This window comes from Pseudomonas sp. GW821-FHT12A04 (assembly GCF_058807755.1).
On record NZ_JBXAQZ010000021.1, the window covers coordinates 14,820 to 33,019 of the forward strand.

Genomic DNA, 18,200 nt, shown 5'->3' on the forward strand with positions numbered 1-18,200 from the left:
CCGGAAGCCTCTGCCAAAAGTAAAGATTTCAATCTCGGGCGCGTACTTTTCTGATGCGCAAACCATGGCCGACTTTTTCAACAGAATCTGCCGATAGCCGCCTGTCGTAACAACCCACTTCCCACCCGAACCCGAATTTAACGTTCGCGAGCCGCAAGTGCTCAATGACTGCCCCCTGCCTTGGCGCTCCAGCGTCACAGACGATAACCTGAACCCGAGGACTCCGATCAAAGCTATTGGCCACTAAATTGTGTCCTATGCTGAGCGAGGTATACCGGAACCGCTGCCAGAAGCTCACGCAAGTCAAGTGCTGGCCATAGGGAGAATCAACAAGATGGAGATCTATATGCGCTGCAGTCTTAGCTACTTGTTCATCTGGGCAGCACTGGCCTTGACGCTACCAGCTGGAGTTATGGCAGCTGACCAGGTCAGCTGCCGGATGGAGGGTGACAAGCAGATCATCACCACGCAGGCGCAGGGGGCGACATATGCCGTCAATGGTACCGCGAGGTCGATGGCTAAATCTCAGGGCTGGCGCGACGGCAGTGAACGGTACGAACCTACTGAGATGCTCAGTCTATTGCAGGAGGGGATCGCCATTTGCGACCCATCCAAAGCGGTAAAGGCCTCCCCAGTCTCTGCGCAGGCACCTGCGCCCCAAGCCAATCCGAGCGGGCGGGTGACGGTCGACCAATTCACAAAGGCGGCGGACCAGGGCGACCTAGACACGCTCAAGTTGTACCTCTCTCAAGGTGGCGACGTGAATGCAAAGGACAAGGGTGTACCGGGGGTTTTCGAAGGCTCATCGGCAATTTATGCTGCCGCAGCCTCAGGCAAATGTGAAGCGCTGGATTTTCTACTGAAGTCAGGTGCCAACCCCGATCCCAAAGGTGTGAAGTTTGGGTTCACTCCACTCAGCCACGCGGCCCAAGCCGGGGCCACCGCTTGCGTGAAATCGCTCCTGGCCAAGAAGGTCCGTGTGGATGTGAGGACCGAAGCTGGCGGAGACACAGCGTTGATCATGGCCGCCTATAACGGATACATGGAGATCGTCCAACTCTTGATTGACCATGGAGCCAGCCTGAAGCTGCAAAACAAAGATGGGGACACGCCATACCGCGCCGCGATGGTGATGGGAAACCGGCGGGTGGCGCAGTATCTCCAGTCCAAAGGGGGGAGCTAAACACCGAAGCGCTTTTGGAGCACCTCGCCCCACGAGCTATCGCCATTGGGTATTTCTGGGAGGAGTCCACATACGGCTGTCATCTGACAACACTCGGTGGCGCAGTCCGGAGGCTCAAAAAGCGTGATTCATATTCTTGACGCACCGATTCAAGCTTCCACTGAACGTCAGCACGCTTTTGCTCTAGGATAGGTTGTAACACTGCGGTGATCTGTGTGACGACCTCCAAAGGCTCGCAGGATGATGTCTGAATAATGTTAGTCATGCTTATGTGACAATGGTTTCTGCTTGTAGTTGAGTTGCAGAAGCTACAGGCAGTAACCTTATTGACAGCATCAATTTCCTTGGACAAAATTTCACATTCTTCAAGAGACAACTCCGGAAATCGCTCAGTAACAGCCAAGCAAATATCTTTGAAACCCCCTCCCTGACTTTTGCCGATAATGTGCTCAACAGTCATCTGGCGCCACAAGTCGAAAGTCAGTTCGGAGCCACCACACCCGCATAGTTGGCAGGTGCCGCTAGAACGAACATGCACGTCAAATGCGTAGCCGAACAGGGATTGACAGTTTTTGTAGTTGTAAGGAGTGGTCATTTTATTTTTTAACCTGTATAAGCAGCTTGCTTTAAAGTGGCGAAATACTTAGAAGCAAATTTTCGCCAACTTCACTATCCTTTCAAGTTAGCCTTTAGCTCATCAATATAAATTCTTGCTAGAAATATGGAAAAGGCTTTTAATTCGGAAACCTCAAACTCAATTTCAAAGTCTTTTATGCCCTCTTTGCCGTGATTCCATATCTTAACCCCTCTCCACTTTCCGCCATCATTCAGTGGTGCCAAATTTTGATGAGCAACACCGTTTCTTATTTTTTTAAGCAACTCCTTCAACTTCATGTTGCGCGCCTGCCTATATCCATTGACATTAATTTTTGATTCAAATGAAATATTTTTATCACCTTGATTGATTAAGGATTTACCATTTATTTGCTTTTTGTAAACCTTGAGCGCACTTTCTAGGTCAATATATGCGATTTTTTGAGGAAGCAAACATTTGCTGTCTAATTCGAATATTTTTTTATCAAGCGTCTTTATTTCGTGTATTGCTATGTTTTCAGATGTAGCTACAATTAGCCCGAGTAAGCAATTAAGCAGAAAAGTAACATCAAGACCTCTGTATTCAGCATCAGCTGAAAGTGATTCAATTAATGAGACAGTGCGCTCGACAAACTCTAAGGGGTAGTTTTGTAGTTCCAATTGTTGCGTCCTCTCTATACGGAATAGCCTAGCGCAACGACCTCTTGCCACATCCTAAGTACTAAATTCCTAAAGAGCGCACTTAGGCTAATGCACACTATCTAAAGAGAAAGAGCATATGGACGGCAAGCCAATGGTGCTCATCAACTTCTGACAGTAGACAAAGCATAGCTAATATTTGGCCACCGTTTGCCCGTCGTCCGCTTCTGGCCGCTCTCTGCTTATCACCCGGTCGGAACCGACTACTTAGCACGCCCCGACCCGCCACAGTTGATCCATCCTCGTCGTATAGCTCTGGCTCATCAATTCCCGCCGCATCCCCCAGTCCAGCGCCAGCTGTACCCGGCCTGGACGGATTGTTCCCCCACCCACTTGTTTTTGATCTGATCGAGTACGCCCATCATCCGACCGGCCTCGTCGGTTGCACTGGGACGAAGAGATCGCCGGTGCATTCGTTGCGCTGGCATAGGCCGAGCAGTATTACCTCGGCCTTGCTGTAGGTGAATCCTTCCCGATAGACGCGTTCCAGGCCAGCCAGGGCCGCCTTGGTGATCAGGGTGACAAATGGGTACCTGCTGGGAGCGAGTGCCAGCCACCTTTGCTCAGCCGCTTCTGCACTAGATCCTTGTACTCCTGCGGCTCAGGCGCGTCCTTGCGCTTATGACGGCGCTGATTGCACAGCAGGCAGGCGGCAGCAATGTTGGACTGGCTATCTCTACCGCCATCCTGCCTAGCGACCAGATGCTCAGTTGTGCACTGGAAGTGCCTGGTATGGCGAAGGGAAAGGCCATGGAGTTGGGCGAAGGCTTCAGGGGAATTACGCCACATCTGAAAGCCGCAGTAATAGCAGCGGCCACCTTGGCGATCGAAGGCAGAGAAGCGATGTTTGATGACAGATTTATTGGCCATAGCGGCCTCCTATGTGAATAAGGAAGTCCGCTATGCCTAAAGGCAGGAAACGGTGCCAATCGAGTCACTCAAACTGGCCCAACATCGCCCCCTAAGGGGAACGGCAAGAACGAATCTACGCCGAAACAAAAGCAACGTGCAAGTGGCAGCAAGGAGGCAACCATGTGTGGACGCTTCACCCAGTACCAGGTCTCGCAGATTACCTGGCCGAGTGAACACAGAGCAGGACGTGATCAGCGGGTACGACAGCGTGCCCATTGCCCGCTACAACGTGGCGCCGAGTACTACGGTGCACATGCTCCATGACGAGACCCGGGGCATCCACGCGCAGCCAGGTGGGGCTGGGCGCCGCACTGGGGCAGTACTCGGTAGACGATGGCGAGGAACGAGAAGGCGACGGCCTGGTGATCAATACCCAGCCGAGCGACGGCGACATGCTGACCATCCATGACTGGCAGCCGGCTGTGCTGCCACCTGCCGTTGGATAAACCCGGAGCTGACCTCCACCCGGACCGAAAATCTGGCGCAGACCCAAGGACGCCCGCTGCAACCTTCACGTGGTACCCGGTCACCAAGACAGTTGATTAATGTGAAGCACGACTCGCCCGAACTGATTCAGTCGATCAGCCTGTCAAATCTATGAATCAGCCCCCCAGCAACACCTTCCTTCAAATCGGCACCTTGTAGTGTTCGACTGATTCTGGACACCCATGTAGGCGAAATCATCGCTAATCAACTGTGTAAAAGCATAAAGCCCGGTAGTTATCCGGGCTGAGCGTCACTCGACCTTCGCGTCAGGCCATCGCATTCGGGCTTCAACCAAGGCTTCGGTATGAGTCATCGGCTCACCGATCATTGTGAAGGGGCTGTACCCTGTTACGAGCACTATCCAGTGACTGCGGTGAGCTTCACCATCGTTGGCCGCAACTTCGACCATCAGCTCCAAACGGTGCAATTTTATATAGCGCCGCTCCTCCTGTGTCAGCTTGCTAGATGGCGAGACGATTAGGCGGTTGCCCACCACCTTGGCAGTGAGCCCTCGATCATGGAGATAGTCGATAGCTCTCATCAGAAGGCCTCCGCGTCGGATTCATCGAAGACCATGTCCGACGAAGTACTGGCGGTGCCGGGGGATAGTTGCCAACTCGAAGTCCTGAATGTCCTGATGTCCTGCTCGGGGTGATCGTCTAGCAGGACGTCAGGACTTGCAGGACATTGCTTCGATAACTTCCCTCCGATGGCCCACTTCACTGTACCCCCGACTTTTTTCAGGGACTTGCACTCGATGCCTATCTGCCGAAGAGCTGGAGCGGCACGTCGCAAGGCATCCCCTAGCCCCTTCGCGGAGCGGGGCCACGAATCGCAGCCGGTGGGACGATACTGCTCCAGGATGAGCAGAATCTCCTTTGTCGGGGCCGTCACTCCGTGCGGGCGAGCCTCGACTAGGTCCACTACGGCAGCAGCCACCGGGCTAGAGTCAATGGTGCGTGCCAAACTTTCCTGCCGACTGGCGTTGAATTCCCGCAGGAAATCTTCGGGCGTATGTCCTGCTGCGGCTGCGACAGCCATACCGAGGCGGGCGAACTCAAGCAGACGCGGACGCTCGTCGGCGGGGATGTGCATCTGCGGCAATAACTCCAGCGCCTTGGCGAAAATATCCAGCAGCGCCCCCAGCAAACATGGACGCTCGGCTTCGTACTTCCGCCAAAGGTCTGTCACTTCAAGCCGCTCGCTGATAACCGGCGTCTCGATGGTGATCGTTCTGTCTACCAGATCTTGCGCCGTGACTGCCGCAGATATGCCATTCAGCACGACTGGGCGCTTCACGCTGATAACACTTTCGTCGGCATCCGAGTACAGCTTGCGCTTGGCAAACCCGCCTCCGGTTGCCAATACGCACATGGCATCCTGAGTTGCTGCGGGCAAGTGCGAGACGTTCTCCAGGCTCACTACCGCACACACACCAGCAGAAACGAATAGGTCCTCCGACGACTTCGGCGCACTGCGCAAAGGGCAGGAATTCGGATCAATGAGCTGGCGCAGTGCTGTTTGTGTCGTGCTCTTCGCACTACCCTGCTCGCCCAGCAGCTCCAGCACTGGATAAGGCGTATCAGGACGCAGGCATTCGATCAGCCAAGCCAGGGCCAGCAGACGGGAGCCGCGCGGGATGTTCGCCACGTGCCAAAGTTGCTCGATCGATCCACCTGGAACTGGAGCCGGAATCGGCTGCATGGATTCAGGTCGAACGAACATGGCTTCGGGTGACTCGGCGATCTCCCACTTACCCGGCCGGATGCGAACCGCTCGGCTACTGCCTTGTACAGCCAAGTCGAGAAAGTAATCACCAGCGGCACCAGCAGTGCGCAGGTGTACCTCCTGACAGTCTCCATGGAATCGGCCGAGGCCGGTCAGGGTGCCCAGCGCCTCCCGGACCGATTGATCTCGGGGCGCCTTTCCGCTGTCGGAGTAAAAGCCGGCGACCAGTGCATCTCGGAACTGGCGCGCGGCTAGATTACGCACTTCGCCCGTCGTGCGATCCCGAGCGAAGACGTCCTTGTTTTCATCGTGGAACAGCTCGAAGCGTTGCTCCACGAACTTGACCAGCAGAGAAGCTTGGCTCAGCTTTTCGTCGGCATCATCACCGGGCTCGAGGTGTTCCTCGATTGGCTGCTGATCGTCGTCTTGGAACTGGTGGTTGCCGGGAGCGTCCACCATTTTCAGCAGTTGCTCTACGGTACCGCCCGCGTCCAGCCAGTCGGACACGTCACCCTTGGGTAGCAGCCCTGGAAGGCGGAGCACGCGAACTTCGGCCTCTGCCAAACTCAGCGCCCGACAAACCTTGTCGGCGTGCTGATGTCCCGGCTCATCGTTATCCGCCAGAATCACTACGTGGCGGCGCGCGAAAGGTTTGTTGAGCGCATCAGGCCACTTGCCAGCGCCGCCGGCGTTGCAGGTTGCGACCAGCCCCAGCGACTCCAGGCGCAGTACGTCCTTCTCGCCTTCCACGACAAACACTGGCGTACCCAAGGGTGCGTGCAGCAACTGCGGCAGACGGTAGGGAACCTGACGCACGCCCTTCACCGACCACACCCAGCCGCCTTTTCCGTCCGGGCGGCGCTGGCGAAAGTCCTTTGGCTCGAAGCGGACAACCTGATACAGAACGTTGCCGCCCTCGTCGGTGTAGTCATACCAAGCCGACATGCGGCGACTGGCCGGTAGGACAATAGGACTTTCAGGACATGGTTCCGGATGATGTTCTTTGAAGCCGTGCTGCTCCAGCCAACGCTTTTGCTCAGCTCGACTTGTGATGCCGGTTTTCCAGGCAATCAAATCCAATACGCCGCCACCGCTTTCGTCTTCGTGCGAATGCCATACCCCCTTTTCCAGGTCAACAGAGAGGGAGCCGTGCGCTCCGAATCGAAGCTCGGTCGGCTTGCTTTTTGCGGCATTTGGCTCGCCAAGAAGGTAGAGCGCTACTGGCCCAATCATGGATTTCAGCCAAGCCGATCCCGTCGGCGCATTGGCGCCGTTTTGACTTTTCATGGGTTACACCCCGAGCTGCTTGGCTTTGCGACAGGACCAGAGAGAAGAAGACTGGGAGGAATCCGCGTGCAGGGCGGCCATTACGCGAAACTTCCAGGACGCTGTAAGCGATGATGAATGGCTCATACTGCATCCCTCGCTTCGATCTTGGCGCACAGCCATGCATCCACCTCAGCCACGACGTAATACGCAGCAGCCTGGCGGGTGTCGCCGTCTTTGATCGGCTTCGGGAAGGTCGGGTCTTTCTTGCGGAGCTTGTCTAGGCCGGAGCGGGACAGGTCCAGCCATTGACAGAGCGCTGGCTGACGGATGAGAGCTTTCGGGGGAATTGTTACTGGTTGCATTTGAGCGCCTCCGTATCGGTACGGAGCCATTTTTGTTGAACCCCCGATTGCTGTCGCAGTGCTCAAAAGAGATTAGTTAGAGGCTTTTTTTCCCCCTTTTTTTGCACGTCTGATCAGTTTTTCGATTTCGACAATATCCTCTGGCACCTCTACTCCTGCGGCAACGAGAAGCACTCGGGCGAGCCCAGCAGCTCTGCGTTTGGTCATCTTCACTAAGGACGACTGCCGCAGCTTGTCCGCGGTATCAGCCAACAAATCATCTCGCGGATACTTCGGCTTCACGCCACGAATAGTTGGAGCCTGCTCCAGGTCCTGCTCAACAATGTCCAGCAAATCGATAAGCTCAGCGGTACTCGCCGTAAAGCCAGAAAGAAAGCTGCCGTTGAAAAAGTGCCCATATTTCCGAAAACAAGCGCCGTTGATGTAACCCTCGGCGAAAGGAGGGAGATTGTTTATCCCTCGTGACATTTCTTGAAGATGAAGTCGCAACTGCCGCACATGTCGAATTTCTTCGTGGCGCGCGGGTCCTTGTTCCGTTTCGCGGATGACCGCTCTGTAGGACCCAAGCCTTTGCTTGAACCACTCCTGAAGATCGCCGTCGTGATGTCCGGCCAGGTCAGCAATAATTGTCTGAGCAGAGTCAGACAGGCTTTCATCGACCAAATCACCCATACCCCACTCGAGTTGATTGTCGAATACTGGAAGTGCTTTTGATCGCTTGCCTCGTTTCGTCATACTTGTATCCCCCGTATCACGCTCACAATATCGGTGTTCCGGCGTGCAAAATCATAGGGCGTGATGTGCTTTTCCCGGTTGGAGTCCAGGTAGTCAGCCCACCACGTCATCATCAGTCGACGCTCTTCCAGGTGCTCAGCCTTGTGGATATAGGCCGCGCGAACGCCGTTGCGCTCTTGGTGGCTCATTTGCCGTTCAACCGCGTCACGCGACCACAGGCCGGACTCGACCAACGCGGAACAGGCCATAGTGCGGAAACCGTGCCCGCAAACCTCTATCTTGGTGTCGTACCCCATGCGGCGCAGTGACTTGTTTACGGTGTTCTCCGACATTGGCCGCCAGTGGTGGTGATCTCCTGGCAGCACCAGCTCAAAACGCCCGCTAAGCCGGCGTATCTGCTCTAGCACTTCCAGCGTCTGGTGTGACAACGGGACAAGGTGCGGAGTCCCCATCTTGGCTCCTCGGTGCGACCTCTTGACACCCTCGATTGGTGCCCGTTCACCGGGAATCGTCCACATGCTCCGGGTAAAGTCGAACTCAGACCAGCGAGCAAAGCGCAGCTCACTAGAACGAATGAACACCAGTAAAGCGAGGCTTACAGCAAGACAGGTAAGCGGTCGTCCGGTGTCAGCCTCGCAGCGTCGCAACAACTCCGGCAACCGCTCAAGGGGCAAGGCCGGGCGGTGTTTGGTCTTGCGGGTGGCAGTCCCCCCCACCAGATCAAGCGCCGGGTTGTATTCGATGAAATTGCGCTGAACGGCGATTCGCATGATTCCGGCGATGCGCTGGCGCAGTCGCCCAACCAAATCAAGCGCGCCGCGCTTCTCTACCGCCTTCAGACAGGCCAGCAGGTCGCGGGTTTTCAGGTCGGATACGGGGCGTTTGCCCAGCATGGGGAAAAGATCGACCTCAATCTCTTTCAGCACCCTGACCGCGTGATCCTTCGACCATTTTCCGGCCATGCTGGTGTGCCAATCCAGGGCCAGCGCCTCAAAGGTGTTCCCCGCCTCATTGGCCGCCTCGATCTTTGCTTGCTTAGCGCTCTCGATGGGGTCTTGGCCATGCGCCAGCAACTCGAGTGCCTCGGCTCGACGTACGCGGGCGGCTTTCAGAGTGAGGGCCGGGTAGTTGCCGAACGTAGCCAGACCGGGCTTACCGCTTGGCTTTTTATACTTGAAGCGCCAGACCTTGGTGCCGGTAGCCTTTACAAGCAAAAAAAGCCCTTGCCCGTCGAACAGGGTGTAGTCCTTTGCGCGGGGTTTGGCGGCCTCGCATTTGGGGTCAGTAAGGGGGGTTACGGTGCGCGCCATAGGTATACGCCTCGATATCGAACCGATATATACCTAAACGTATACCTAAATCTGGGGGCTGTACAGGAACATACGGGGATATTCAGACACAAAAAAACCGGCTATAAGGCCGGTTTCTCTAGGTTTCAGGTGTTTACGGGAACATCTGAAATCATACTATTGGTGCCCGAAGCCGGAATCGAACCGGCACGCCCTTACGAGCGGGGGATTTTAAGTCCCATGCGTCTACCAGTTTCGCCATTCGGGCGGTAGCGCGGTGAAGCGTCAAGCTTTTGCCAGATAACGCTCTGGCAGTTCTGACGCTTGTGCAGCAGAGGTGGAAATATATACATCCCGCCCCGGTGAAGCAAGTTCGCAAATACCCTTTTCAAGACTAAATCTTGCAGGCTACTGCAAATAAAAAAGCTCCGTAAATCATAGATCTACGGAGCTTGTTTATTAGTGGAGGCCGAGGTCGGAATCGAACCGGCGTAGGCGGATTTGCAATCCGCTGCATAACCATTTTGCTACTCGGCCTCAAAACATTTGCTGTCAGTAGCGCGACATCAAATGCGTACAAACTTGGAGCGGGAAACGAGACTCGAACTCGCGACCCCGACCTTGGCAAGGTCGTGCTCTACCAACTGAGCTATTCCCGCGTCTTGGTGTGGCGCATTCTATAGAATCCAGAAGCCCCGTCAACCCTTTGATTCAAAAAAGTTTTATTTCTTTTCAACGTCGGTCTTCAGATGTGGCCAGGCAGCCCGCAGGTACTGGACCATCGACCACAAAGTCAGGCCAGCCGACACCATCAGCAAGGTGTAGCCCAGCAAGACCCAGAAACTGAAATCCTTGGAATTGGCCAGCAGGATCACCAGCGCCAACATTTGCGCGGCGGTTTTCCATTTGCCCAGGTTCGATACGGCGACGTGGGCACGAGCGCCCAGTTCGGCCATCCACTCGCGCAGTGCCGAGACGACAATCTCGCGACCGATGATCACGGCAGCCGGCAGCGTGAGCCACAGGTTTCCGTGTTCCTGCACCAACAAGACCAATGCAACCGCAACCATCAGCTTGTCGGCAACCGGATCGAGGAAAGCCCCGAACGGTGTGCTTTGTTCCAGCCGGCGGGCCAGGTACCCGTCCAGCCAGTCGGTCGCGGCAGCGAATGCGAAGACCGAAGCGGAGGCCATGTAGCTCCACTGGTAAGGCAGGTAGAACAGCAAAATGAAGATCGGTATGAGCAGAACGCGTAGAACGGTAATCAGATTAGGGATATTCATCGGCACAACTGGCTGCGAGGTGAGGGGGCATTCTACTCGCTGTGCAGATTTGCATAAATCAACTCTGCGAGCTTTTTACTGATCCCGGGGGCTTTGGCAATTTCTTCGATGCTTGCACGAGACAGCTCCTGCAATCCACCAAAATGTTTCAACAAATCACGCCGACGTGTGGGTCCGACGCCGGCGACGCCTTCCAGTGTAGACGTCCGACGGGTTTTTCCACGTCGGGCGCGGTGCCCGGTAATGGCAAACCGGTGGGCTTCGTCGCGAATCTGCTGGATCAGGTGCAGCGCGGGCGAATCCCCGCGCAAGGTGAACTCATGTGCAGCGTCGTTCAGGTACAGGGTTTCGAAACCGGCCTTGCGCGTCGCACCTTTTGCCACGCCGAGCAGAATCAGGTCAGGCACGGCCAGTTCATCGAGCACGTCACGGGCCATGGACAACTGACCTTTACCGCCGTCCACCAGCAGGATATCCGGCAGCTTGCCCTCCCCGTCCTTCAGTTTGCTGAAGCGTCGGGTCAGCGCCTGATGCATCGCCGCGTAATCATCGCCGGCCGTAACGCCCTCAATGTTGTACCGGCGGTAATCGGCCTTGATCGGACCTTCGGGACCGAAGACCACGCAGGACGCCACCGTCGCCTCGCCGCTGGAGTGACTGATGTCGTAGCACTCAAGGCGCTGTGGAGGTTCATCCAGCTTCAGCACCTCGGCCAGTGCATCGAAGCGCGCCGTGATGTGCTGACGATTCGCCAGGCGCGCACTCAGTGCCTGCTCGGCATTGGTCACCGCCAATTGCTGCCAGCGCGCCCGCGTGCCCCGCACGCGATGGCTGATGGTCAGTTCACGACCGCGCAACTCGTCGATGGCGGCGATCAACGTGGGAAAGTCATCGTGGACCACATTGACGATCAGTTCGCTTGGCAAGTCGCGTTCAGGACTGCTGATGAAGTACTGGCCTAGAAATGCGGCCATGACTTCGGAAACGTCTTCTTCAATACCGACTTGAGGGAAAAAGTTCTTGCTTCCCAGTACCCGCCCGCCCCGCACGCTGATCAAGTGAACACAGGCGCCGCCCGGGTTGACGAAGGCGGCAATCACATCGACGTCCCCGGTCCCGCCCTCCATGCTCTGTTGATCCTGGACCCGGCGCAGTAACGCAATCTGGTCCCGCAACTCGGCTGCTCGTTCGAATTCGAGATTGATCGCCGCCTCTTCCATCCCGGCGGACAACTCGTCAGTCAGTGCATTGCTGCGCCCTTCAAGAAACATCACCGAATGGCGGACATCCTCGGCGTACACCTGCGGCTCCACCAGCCCGACACAGGGCGCCTTGCAGCGTTTGATCTGGTATTGCAGGCAAGGGCGCGTGCGGTTCTTGTAATAACTGTCTTCGCATTGCCGAACGAAAAACGTCTTTTGCAGCAGGCTCAGGCTTTCGCGGATCGCGCCGGCACTCGGATAAGGCCCGAAATACTTGCCCTTGGCCTTTTTCGCGCCGCGATGAATGCTCAGGCGCGGAAACTCTCCGTCGGAGAGAAAGACGTAGGGGTAGGATTTATCGTCGCGCAGCAGGATGTTATAGGGCGGGCGCCATTCCTTGATCAGCGTCTGCTCAAGCAGCAAGGCTTCGGTTTCGTTGGCGGTGATCGTCGTCTCGACCTGGGCGATACGCGCCACCAGCGCGGCGGTCTTGGGGGCAAGCCCGGTCTTGCGAAAGTAGCTCGACAGGCGATTCTTGAGGTTCTTCGCCTTGCCGACGTAGAGCAACCGCGCTTCGCTGTCGAACATGCGGTACACACCGGGGCGCCCGCTAACGGTCGACAGAAAGGCGCTCGGATCAAAGGTGTCGTTCATTTTCAGAGGCTGGCGTCGACCATGCCATGACGAACCGCCAACAGCGTCAACTCGACATCACTGCTGATCGAAAGCTTTTCGAAGATGCGGTAACGGTAGGTGTTCACGGTTTTCGGGGACAGGCACAGTTTATCGGAAATGATCTGTACTTTCTGGCAGCCGACGATCATCAGCGCGATCTGGATTTCCCGCTCCGACAAGGCATCGAAAGGCGAATCGTTGGTCGGCTGGAAGGACTTGATCGCCAATTGCTGGGCAATTTGCGGACTGATGTAGCGTTGCCCGGCAAACACCAGGCGAATGGCCTGGACCATTTCCGGCAAACCTGCCCCCTTGGTCAGGTAACCTGCCGCACCGGCCTGCAACAGCCGCGTAGGAAACGGGTCCTCTTCACACACGGTCACCGCGACGACCTTGATATCCGGATGACTGCGCAATAATTTTCGAGTGGCTTCAAGACCGCCGATACCCGGCATCTTGACGTCCATCAACACCACATCGGGTTTCAGCTCGCGCGCCTTGATCAGGGATTCCTCACCCGACTCGGCCTGGCCGACTACTTGCAGGCCATCGATGTCAGCCAGCATTCGTGTAATGCCTGTACGAACGAGATCATGGTCATCGACTACTAGCACCCTAATCAAGCAGACACCTCGCGATTTGGTCTTATTGGGTTGTCAGACACCTTAGCAAAAAGCATCTGGCAGACCTAGCGGAAAGCGTCAGATTAAAAGTTTCAATTCATCTTAAAAGGCTTGTCGCAAGCGTGTTGCAGCGATCCAGGCCGGGGATATCCAGCTGCATCCTCAGGAAACATTCGTCCTTGCCCACCACCCTCAATCCCTTACGCTCGTACAACGCTTGCGCCGGGTTGTTTTCGAAAACCGTCAGGCGCAACGCCGGGCGCCGTTCCTGGCGCGCCAGAACCAGCACCTGATCGATCGCCCAGGATCCAGCGCCCCGCCCACGAAACGCTTCGACGATATGCAATTCGCGGATATACAAGGCCCTGGCGTCACGGCTCAGGCTGACATAACCCAGCACTTTGTCGCCCCATGCAATCAAGCGGTTGTCCCGCCCGGCCCAGGCCACGTCAAACGCTTCGTCCAGCCACAACAGGTCATGCTCAATGTAGTAACGCAGCATGCCTCTACAGGTCAGTTCTCGGGCAAATTCCAGGTCATCCGGTGTTGCCGGACGCCATTGGCGTTCCATCATTCCAGCTCCACGGCGAGGGACAGGTGCGTCCTTGTGACGATTTGTTTTTTATTGAAGCACAGAGTGTGTCACAACCTTCGGGGCACTCAAGCGATAGAAAGGGACGACGTTGGCCGATAGCATATTCTGATTGAATCTGCGTACCGGCCTCTAGTAAGCTCGACCCATCCATCGGAGACAGACCATGTTCAACGCCCTCTTACAGCTTGGTACCGCCAGCGCCCCTCGCTCGGTTGCTGCTGCCCGGGTGAACGACGGTTGTGCTCCGGTCAGCTTTTATTTTGGGTATTGGTTTAGCCACTGGCGCGCCTGATACCCACACGGCGCCCACTTTAAACGGGTCGCCACCAGAGAATTCTCAACCCCCGGTCGGCCTCCCGACCGGGGGTTTTGTTTTTTCAGCCCCAACACTTTTAGCGACACACCAGACATTCAGAGGATTAAGAACATGAACTACGCCACTTATTACCGTTACGACAGTTTTACCGCCTGGCGATTTACCACCCTCCGCTCGGGACAGCCTGCCGCCTCCGATCGGTCACCCACAGGTGGCAAGCACACACACGCAGCCAATCCGGCCAATTGTCGAACACCCCAGTAGGGCCGAGCGCGCGGGCACGAACCCGCCACCAGCCCAGGAAGCCTTGAATATGAACTCGTCCGTCTCTGCACTGCCGCTGTCCACCTTGAGCCCTGCCAATGAAGCGCTGACCCTGCGCCTGCCCAGCTCAATGCAACTCAAACAGCAATTGCCCCTCGGCAACGCCCTGACCCGGCAAGTCACCGCCCACCGCCAGGCGGTTCGCGCGATCCTCAACGGTGAAGATTCCCGCCTGCTGGTCATCGTCGGCCCCTGCTCGATACACGATCCCGAATCAGCCCTCGAATACGCTGGCAACCTTGCCCGCCTCGCCGCCGAAGTCAGCGACGAAATGCTGCTGGTGATGCGTGCCTACGTCGAAAAACCCCGTACCACGGTTGGCTGGAAAGGCCTGACCTACGACCCGCACCTAGATGGCAGCGATGACATGGCCGCCGGCCTGACGCTGTCCCGCGAGTTGATGCGCGAAATGCTCCGCCTGGGCCTGCCCGTTGCCACTGAACTGCTGCAACCGATGGCGGCCGGCTACTTCGATGATCTGTTGAGCTGGGTCGCAATTGGCGCCCGGACCACGGAGTCGCAGATCCATCGGGAAATGGCCAGCGGCCTGGGCATGCCTGTAGGGTTCAAGAACGGGACGGACGGCGGTGTTGGCGTCGCCAGCGATGCCATGCGCTCCGCCGCCCATCCCCATCGCCATTTCGGTGTCGATAGCCAGGGACATCCGGCGATCATTCAAACCCCGGGTAATGCAGACACGCACCTGGTACTGCGCGGCGGCCATCGCGGCCCGAACTACGACAGCGCCAGCATCGCCCAGGTGAACAGTGACCTGACCAGGCTCAGGATTCCGGCTCGAATCATGGTCGATTGCAGTCATGCCAACAGCGGCAAAGACCCGTTGCGCCAGCCAGCCGTTTTCAACGATGTACTTGAACAACGCCTGCAAGGCGATCGTTCGCTGATCGGCATGATGATCGAGAGCCATTTGTTCGAAGGCTGCCAGCCATTGAGTTCGTCATTGAAATACGGTGTGTCGGTGACCGATGGTTGCCTCGGTTGGGTCGGGACAGAACAACTGTTGCTTGATGCGGCAGATCGGCTGCGAGCGTCAAACAACGCCTGATAATCGACATCATCCGTCTGCCCTCCGGTCTTCATGGAAAGACTGGAGGGCAAATGGCAATCAATGTCCCATCAGGGACTGCACTTGAACCAGCGTCACCCCCGATTGCTGTCGGGTGCCGTCAAGGCGCTCGACTGAATAGGAAACACGGATCGCCGAATCTCGATGTTCCCTCCAGAACGGGTAGGGAATGATGAACACCAACGGCTCGCCAGCGGTATCCCTGGTTATTTCGCGGTCGTCATGGTGATTGAGTTTCTCCCCGTCGCACTCCAGGTAAATCCGTTCTCCTTTTTCAGCGCTGGCGCTCTCGATGACGACGGTCACGCCATCCTGCGCATCCTGCAGGTCCACCCAACCTTCGTCGGCTTCCAGCACAGTGGGTGCTTGCAGTGGTCGGCGCTCCAGGATGCCAATCATCAGTGCCGTTACTTCAGAATAACGAGGCCCCTGCCCTACTTGCTTGACGCAATAATCGACGGACACTGAGGAGCCCAGATTCAGCGTAATGCACTCCGGACTGACCCAAAACGACAGTTCGTCCCCCACAGCGAAGGACTCGACCTTGAGTGCATCACTGAAACTTGAGTCGACCGAAACGCCCGCCCAGGTCAGTAACACCCAATCGCCCGCCGCCATGCGCGCATAGGGTTTGATCGTAACGATCGCCCCTTCTTTCACCCTATCCGGATCAAGCGTTCTACCCACCGCATCGTTCACCGTCGCGGGCAACAGGTTGCATTGCACGTCACCGACACTCAGCTGCAGACGATGGGAATGCACGGGCTCGGAAAATCGAGTGCTCGTGAGTGAGTAACCGATTTCCAGTGAGCCACCCTCAAGCGCCGCGATATGTGCACTACCTACGGCAAAGATGATGTCCTCGCCGACCCTTTCCTCACTGACAAAACGCACCACCTGATGCTTGCAGGCGAGGCCATCGGCATCCAGCCCCGCCCAACTCAATAGTAATTTGTCGCCGCAGGTCATGCCTGGATACGGCTGGACCCTGATGACGGCTTTTTTGTCAGAAGGATTCAGAACACCGTTTTGCGCCTGCTCCAGCATGGGAGGTGGTAATGGTTGCTGCACGAGATTCAAGGTATCGGGTTCATAAGCAGTCATTCATTCGCTCCATTCCCTGGAATAGACACCGGACAGGTGGCCGGCTCTGGACGGCTATTTAACCCCATGGCAAACAACCGCGATGTCGGCCTCAAACGCTGACCCGCTCGGAAAGTCGATACACGCAAAGTAGGTCTTTGATCAGCAGCAAGCTGATTGCCGCGAAAAGTCCTCAAACGATTCCGACCAAGGCTTCAGCCACTCGTGGGTATTCGCACTTGTTCTATTCCGTTTTCCGCGAGTTTCGCCGGACTTTTCATACATCGCGCCAACCTCGAGTGTTTTAGAGTGAAGCGCCATGCAGCCCCAATGAACTTCTGCGTAAAGGTATGAACATGCAAAGGAATGCAAGCACTTGTTACCCAATACTGCTGGTCCACGGCCTTTTCGGCTTCGAAAGAATCGGCAAGTTCGAGCTCTTTCACGACATCAGGCAGGCGCTGAGGAACGCCGGAGCCAGGGTGTTCGTTCCCCACTTGTCGGCCATCCATGACAACGAGGTACGCGGAGACCAATTGCTCGCACAGATCGAGCGGGTACTGGAAGGAACCGGTGCACACAAAGTCAACCTCATAGGTCATAGCCAGGGCGCACTGACCGCACGTTATGCCGCGGCGATTGCGCCACACAGCGTGGCATCGGTCACCTCTGTCAGCGGGCCGAACCATGGTTCGGAACTGGCCGACTTCCTGCGCAAGGCATTGACACCGGGCTGCCTGCCGGAACATGTGGCTGAGACAGTGGTGACCCTGTTCGCCGACTTCCTCGCGGCATTAAGCGACAATCAGTATCTACCGCGGAACGCCATTGCCGCCCTCAACGCGCTGACCACCGAAGGCGTAGGCGCATTCAACGACAAATACCCACAAGGACTGCCTGCCACCTGGGGTGGCAAGGGGTGCGAACGGGTCAACGGTGTTCATTACTACTCGTGGAGCGGCGTGCTGCCGCCGAATGCGCTCCAAGAAGGGCTTTATGCGCTCGATCCGTTCAACGTCTTCTGTCGAGCCCTTTCCGGTTATTTCGTCACGGAAAGCGAGCAGAACGACGGTTTGGTCGGTCGTTTCAGCTCCCATCTGGGAACGGTTATCCGGTCCGACTATTCACTGGATCATCTGGACACCATTGGCCAGCCGGCCGGTCAACTGCGTAAAGGTGTCAACCCGATTGAACTGTATGTCCAGCACGCCAGGCGCTTGAGGGACGCCGGCCTTTGAGGTGCGACTGCCGCGGATCCTGCGTGGAACGGAACTTTGAGGAGAAATAGCTCACTGAATCCGGTAGGCTCAGCACTTTATCGAGTATTGAAAGGAGTATTTTCCCATGGCTAAAGCCACTGCCCGTCACATCCTTGTTGCCTCCGAAGCCAAGTGCAACGAACTCAAGGCCCAAATCGAGGCTGGCGCCGATTTCGCCGAAGTTGCCAAGGCAAACTCCACCTGCCCTTCCAGCCGCCAGGGCGGTGACCTGGGTTCGTTCGGTCCGGGCCAGATGGTCAAGGAATTCGACACCGTGGTCTTCAGCGCACCGCTCAACGTGGTCCAGGGCCCGGTCAAGACCCAGTTCGGTTTCCACCTGCTGGAAGTGACCAGCCGTCAGGACTGATCGACGCCTGAGCTATTCACACAACGGCCCGCCTATTGGTGGGCCGTTGTGTTTTCAACGTGCAATACGGCTGGCGAGGGACGCGCCGCTAGCGTACAAATTGTCGTTAACGACCTCCGGCTCTAAGGC

Annotated in this window: 18 protein-coding genes, 3 tRNA genes and 1 pseudogene; 5 read left to right on the forward strand and 17 right to left on the reverse strand. The window is 56.6% G+C overall.

Going from position 1 to position 18,200, the window contains the following annotated elements; all coding sequences use genetic code 11:
* Positions 1-334 precede the first annotated feature (334 nt).
* Complete coding sequence (locus tag AC1RS8_RS26460; RefSeq protein WP_493164032.1) at positions 335-1,183, forward strand: ankyrin repeat domain-containing protein; 849 nt, start codon at positions 335-337, stop codon at positions 1,181-1,183.
* A 79-nt stretch (positions 1,184-1,262) separates the two neighbouring features.
* Here AC1RS8_RS26460 and AC1RS8_RS26465 read toward each other — a convergent pair whose 3' ends face one another.
* The 4 genes and pseudogenes from AC1RS8_RS26465 to AC1RS8_RS26480 form a co-directional block, all read right to left on the reverse strand.
* Complete coding sequence (locus tag AC1RS8_RS26465; RefSeq protein WP_493164034.1) at positions 1,263-1,778, reverse strand: hypothetical protein; 516 nt, start codon at positions 1,776-1,778, stop codon at positions 1,263-1,265.
* Between the two features lie 74 nt (positions 1,779-1,852).
* Positions 1,853-2,437 carry a HEPN family nuclease gene (locus tag AC1RS8_RS26470; protein WP_493164036.1) on the reverse strand — a complete coding sequence of 195 codons (585 nt, stop codon included), beginning with the start codon at positions 2,435-2,437 and terminating at the stop codon, positions 1,853-1,855.
* A 246-nt stretch (positions 2,438-2,683) separates the two neighbouring features.
* Positions 2,684-2,990 (reverse strand): annotated as a pseudogene (locus AC1RS8_RS26475) (DUF4113 domain-containing protein); the annotation flags it as partial.
* Positions 2,990-3,346, reverse strand: coding sequence for an HNH endonuclease (locus AC1RS8_RS26480; RefSeq protein WP_493164038.1), 357 nt, complete (start codon positions 3,344-3,346; stop codon positions 2,990-2,992). The pseudogene AC1RS8_RS26475 and the gene AC1RS8_RS26480, both read right to left, overlap by 1 nt.
* Positions 3,347-3,648: 302 nt before the next feature.
* On the opposite strand from AC1RS8_RS26480, the gene AC1RS8_RS26485 reads away from it, so the two are divergent.
* Positions 3,649-3,834 (forward strand): hypothetical protein, encoded by a 186-nt coding sequence (locus AC1RS8_RS26485; protein WP_493164040.1) that lies wholly within the window; start codon positions 3,649-3,651, stop codon positions 3,832-3,834.
* A 290-nt stretch (positions 3,835-4,124) separates the two neighbouring features.
* Here the strand turns inward: AC1RS8_RS26485 and AC1RS8_RS26490 are convergent, their stop codons facing one another.
* The 12 genes from AC1RS8_RS26490 to AC1RS8_RS26545 all read right to left on the reverse strand — a co-directional run bounded on the left by AC1RS8_RS26490 (position 4,125) and on the right by AC1RS8_RS26545 (position 13,611).
* Positions 4,125-4,415 (reverse strand): hypothetical protein, encoded by a 291-nt coding sequence (locus tag AC1RS8_RS26490; protein WP_493164042.1) that lies wholly within the window; start codon positions 4,413-4,415, stop codon positions 4,125-4,127.
* Entirely contained in the window at positions 4,415-6,889 is a 2,475-nt protein-coding gene (locus AC1RS8_RS26495; protein WP_493164044.1) for an AICE element replication initiation protein, read from the reverse strand. The genes AC1RS8_RS26490 and AC1RS8_RS26495 overlap by 1 nt, the downstream gene beginning before the upstream one ends.
* Before the next feature lie 122 nt (positions 6,890-7,011).
* On the reverse strand, positions 7,012-7,233 hold the full coding sequence (locus AC1RS8_RS26500) for a helix-turn-helix transcriptional regulator (protein ID WP_493164046.1): 222 nt from the start codon (positions 7,231-7,233) through the stop codon (positions 7,012-7,014).
* A gap of 72 nt (positions 7,234-7,305) precedes the next feature.
* Positions 7,306-7,905 carry a hypothetical protein gene (locus tag AC1RS8_RS26505; RefSeq protein WP_493164048.1) on the reverse strand — a complete coding sequence of 200 codons (600 nt, stop codon included), beginning with the start codon at positions 7,903-7,905 and terminating at the stop codon, positions 7,306-7,308.
* A gap of 59 nt (positions 7,906-7,964) precedes the next feature.
* Entirely contained in the window at positions 7,965-9,278 is a 1,314-nt protein-coding gene (locus AC1RS8_RS26510; RefSeq protein WP_493164050.1) for a tyrosine-type recombinase/integrase, read from the reverse strand.
* Between the two features lie 160 nt (positions 9,279-9,438).
* Positions 9,439-9,525, reverse strand: a tRNA-Leu gene (locus AC1RS8_RS26515).
* Between the two features lie 195 nt (positions 9,526-9,720).
* A tRNA-Cys gene (locus AC1RS8_RS26520) sits at positions 9,721-9,794 on the reverse strand.
* 46 nt (positions 9,795-9,840) lie between these two features.
* Positions 9,841-9,916, reverse strand: a tRNA-Gly gene (locus tag AC1RS8_RS26525).
* A gap of 63 nt (positions 9,917-9,979) precedes the next feature.
* Positions 9,980-10,540 carry a CDP-diacylglycerol--glycerol-3-phosphate 3-phosphatidyltransferase gene (gene pgsA / locus AC1RS8_RS26530; RefSeq protein ID WP_057714620.1) on the reverse strand — a complete coding sequence of 187 codons (561 nt, stop codon included), beginning with the start codon at positions 10,538-10,540 and terminating at the stop codon, positions 9,980-9,982.
* A 32-nt stretch (positions 10,541-10,572) separates the two neighbouring features.
* Positions 10,573-12,396 carry an excinuclease ABC subunit UvrC gene (gene uvrC / locus AC1RS8_RS26535; RefSeq protein WP_057714618.1) on the reverse strand — a complete coding sequence of 608 codons (1,824 nt, stop codon included), beginning with the start codon at positions 12,394-12,396 and terminating at the stop codon, positions 10,573-10,575.
* 2 nt (positions 12,397-12,398) lie between these two features.
* Positions 12,399-13,040 carry a response regulator transcription factor GacA gene (gene gacA / locus AC1RS8_RS26540; protein WP_032829778.1) on the reverse strand — a complete coding sequence of 214 codons (642 nt, stop codon included), beginning with the start codon at positions 13,038-13,040 and terminating at the stop codon, positions 12,399-12,401.
* Positions 13,041-13,137: 97 nt separating this feature from the next.
* Positions 13,138-13,611 (reverse strand): GNAT family N-acetyltransferase, encoded by a 474-nt coding sequence (locus AC1RS8_RS26545; RefSeq protein ID WP_489340628.1) that lies wholly within the window; start codon positions 13,609-13,611, stop codon positions 13,138-13,140.
* Between the two features lie 653 nt (positions 13,612-14,264).
* Between AC1RS8_RS26545 and AC1RS8_RS26550 the strand changes: the two genes are divergently transcribed.
* On the forward strand, positions 14,265-15,341 hold the full coding sequence (locus tag AC1RS8_RS26550; RefSeq protein WP_489338611.1) for a 3-deoxy-7-phosphoheptulonate synthase: 1,077 nt from the start codon (positions 14,265-14,267) through the stop codon (positions 15,339-15,341).
* Positions 15,342-15,401: 60 nt separating this feature from the next.
* Here the strand turns inward: AC1RS8_RS26550 and AC1RS8_RS26555 are convergent, their stop codons facing one another.
* Positions 15,402-16,466 carry a hypothetical protein gene (locus tag AC1RS8_RS26555; RefSeq protein ID WP_489338612.1) on the reverse strand — a complete coding sequence of 355 codons (1,065 nt, stop codon included), beginning with the start codon at positions 16,464-16,466 and terminating at the stop codon, positions 15,402-15,404.
* Positions 16,467-16,801: 335 nt separating this feature from the next.
* Between AC1RS8_RS26555 and AC1RS8_RS26560 the strand changes: the two genes are divergently transcribed.
* Both AC1RS8_RS26560 and AC1RS8_RS26565 read left to right on the forward strand, forming a co-directional pair.
* Entirely contained in the window at positions 16,802-17,683 is an 882-nt protein-coding gene (locus AC1RS8_RS26560; RefSeq protein WP_057716595.1) for an esterase/lipase family protein, read from the forward strand.
* A 106-nt stretch (positions 17,684-17,789) separates the two neighbouring features.
* Positions 17,790-18,071 carry a peptidylprolyl isomerase gene (locus tag AC1RS8_RS26565; RefSeq protein ID WP_008051985.1) on the forward strand — a complete coding sequence of 94 codons (282 nt, stop codon included), beginning with the start codon at positions 17,790-17,792 and terminating at the stop codon, positions 18,069-18,071.
* Positions 18,072-18,200 lie beyond the last annotated feature (129 nt).

What these genes read in the sequence shown, in the direction of transcription:
- AC1RS8_RS26460 (WP_493164032.1), top strand. Translation starts at nt 335, where the DNA reads ATGGAGATCTATATGCGCTGCAGTCTTAGCTACTTGTTCATCTGGGCA.
- AC1RS8_RS26465 (WP_493164034.1), bottom strand. Translation starts at nt 1,778, where the DNA reads ATGACCACTCCTTACAACTACAAAAACTGTCAATCCCTGTTCGGCTAC.
- AC1RS8_RS26480 (WP_493164038.1), bottom strand. Translation starts at nt 3,346, where the DNA reads ATGGCCAATAAATCTGTCATCAAACATCGCTTCTCTGCCTTCGATCGC.
- AC1RS8_RS26485 (WP_493164040.1), top strand. Translation starts at nt 3,649, where the DNA reads ATGACGAGACCCGGGGCATCCACGCGCAGCCAGGTGGGGCTGGGCGCC.
- AC1RS8_RS26490 (WP_493164042.1), bottom strand. Translation starts at nt 4,415, where the DNA reads ATGAGAGCTATCGACTATCTCCATGATCGAGGGCTCACTGCCAAGGTG.
- AC1RS8_RS26495 (WP_493164044.1), bottom strand. Translation starts at nt 6,889, where the DNA reads ATGAAAAGTCAAAACGGCGCCAATGCGCCGACGGGATCGGCTTGGCTG.
- AC1RS8_RS26500 (WP_493164046.1), bottom strand. Translation starts at nt 7,233, where the DNA reads ATGCAACCAGTAACAATTCCCCCGAAAGCTCTCATCCGTCAGCCAGCG.
- AC1RS8_RS26505 (WP_493164048.1), bottom strand. Translation starts at nt 7,905, where the DNA reads ATGGGTGATTTGGTCGATGAAAGCCTGTCTGACTCTGCTCAGACAATT.
- AC1RS8_RS26510 (WP_493164050.1), bottom strand. Translation starts at nt 9,278, where the DNA reads ATGGCGCGCACCGTAACCCCCCTTACTGACCCCAAATGCGAGGCCGCC.
- pgsA (WP_057714620.1), bottom strand. Translation starts at nt 10,540, where the DNA reads ATGAATATCCCTAATCTGATTACCGTTCTACGCGTTCTGCTCATACCG.
- uvrC (WP_057714618.1), bottom strand. Translation starts at nt 12,396, where the DNA reads ATGAACGACACCTTTGATCCGAGCGCCTTTCTGTCGACCGTTAGCGGG.
- AC1RS8_RS26545 (WP_489340628.1), bottom strand. Translation starts at nt 13,611, where the DNA reads ATGGAACGCCAATGGCGTCCGGCAACACCGGATGACCTGGAATTTGCC.
- AC1RS8_RS26550 (WP_489338611.1), top strand. Translation starts at nt 14,265, where the DNA reads ATGAACTCGTCCGTCTCTGCACTGCCGCTGTCCACCTTGAGCCCTGCC.
- AC1RS8_RS26555 (WP_489338612.1), bottom strand. Translation starts at nt 16,466, where the DNA reads ATGACTGCTTATGAACCCGATACCTTGAATCTCGTGCAGCAACCATTA.
- AC1RS8_RS26560 (WP_057716595.1), top strand. Translation starts at nt 16,802, where the DNA reads ATGCAAAGGAATGCAAGCACTTGTTACCCAATACTGCTGGTCCACGGC.
- AC1RS8_RS26565 (WP_008051985.1), top strand. Translation starts at nt 17,790, where the DNA reads ATGGCTAAAGCCACTGCCCGTCACATCCTTGTTGCCTCCGAAGCCAAG.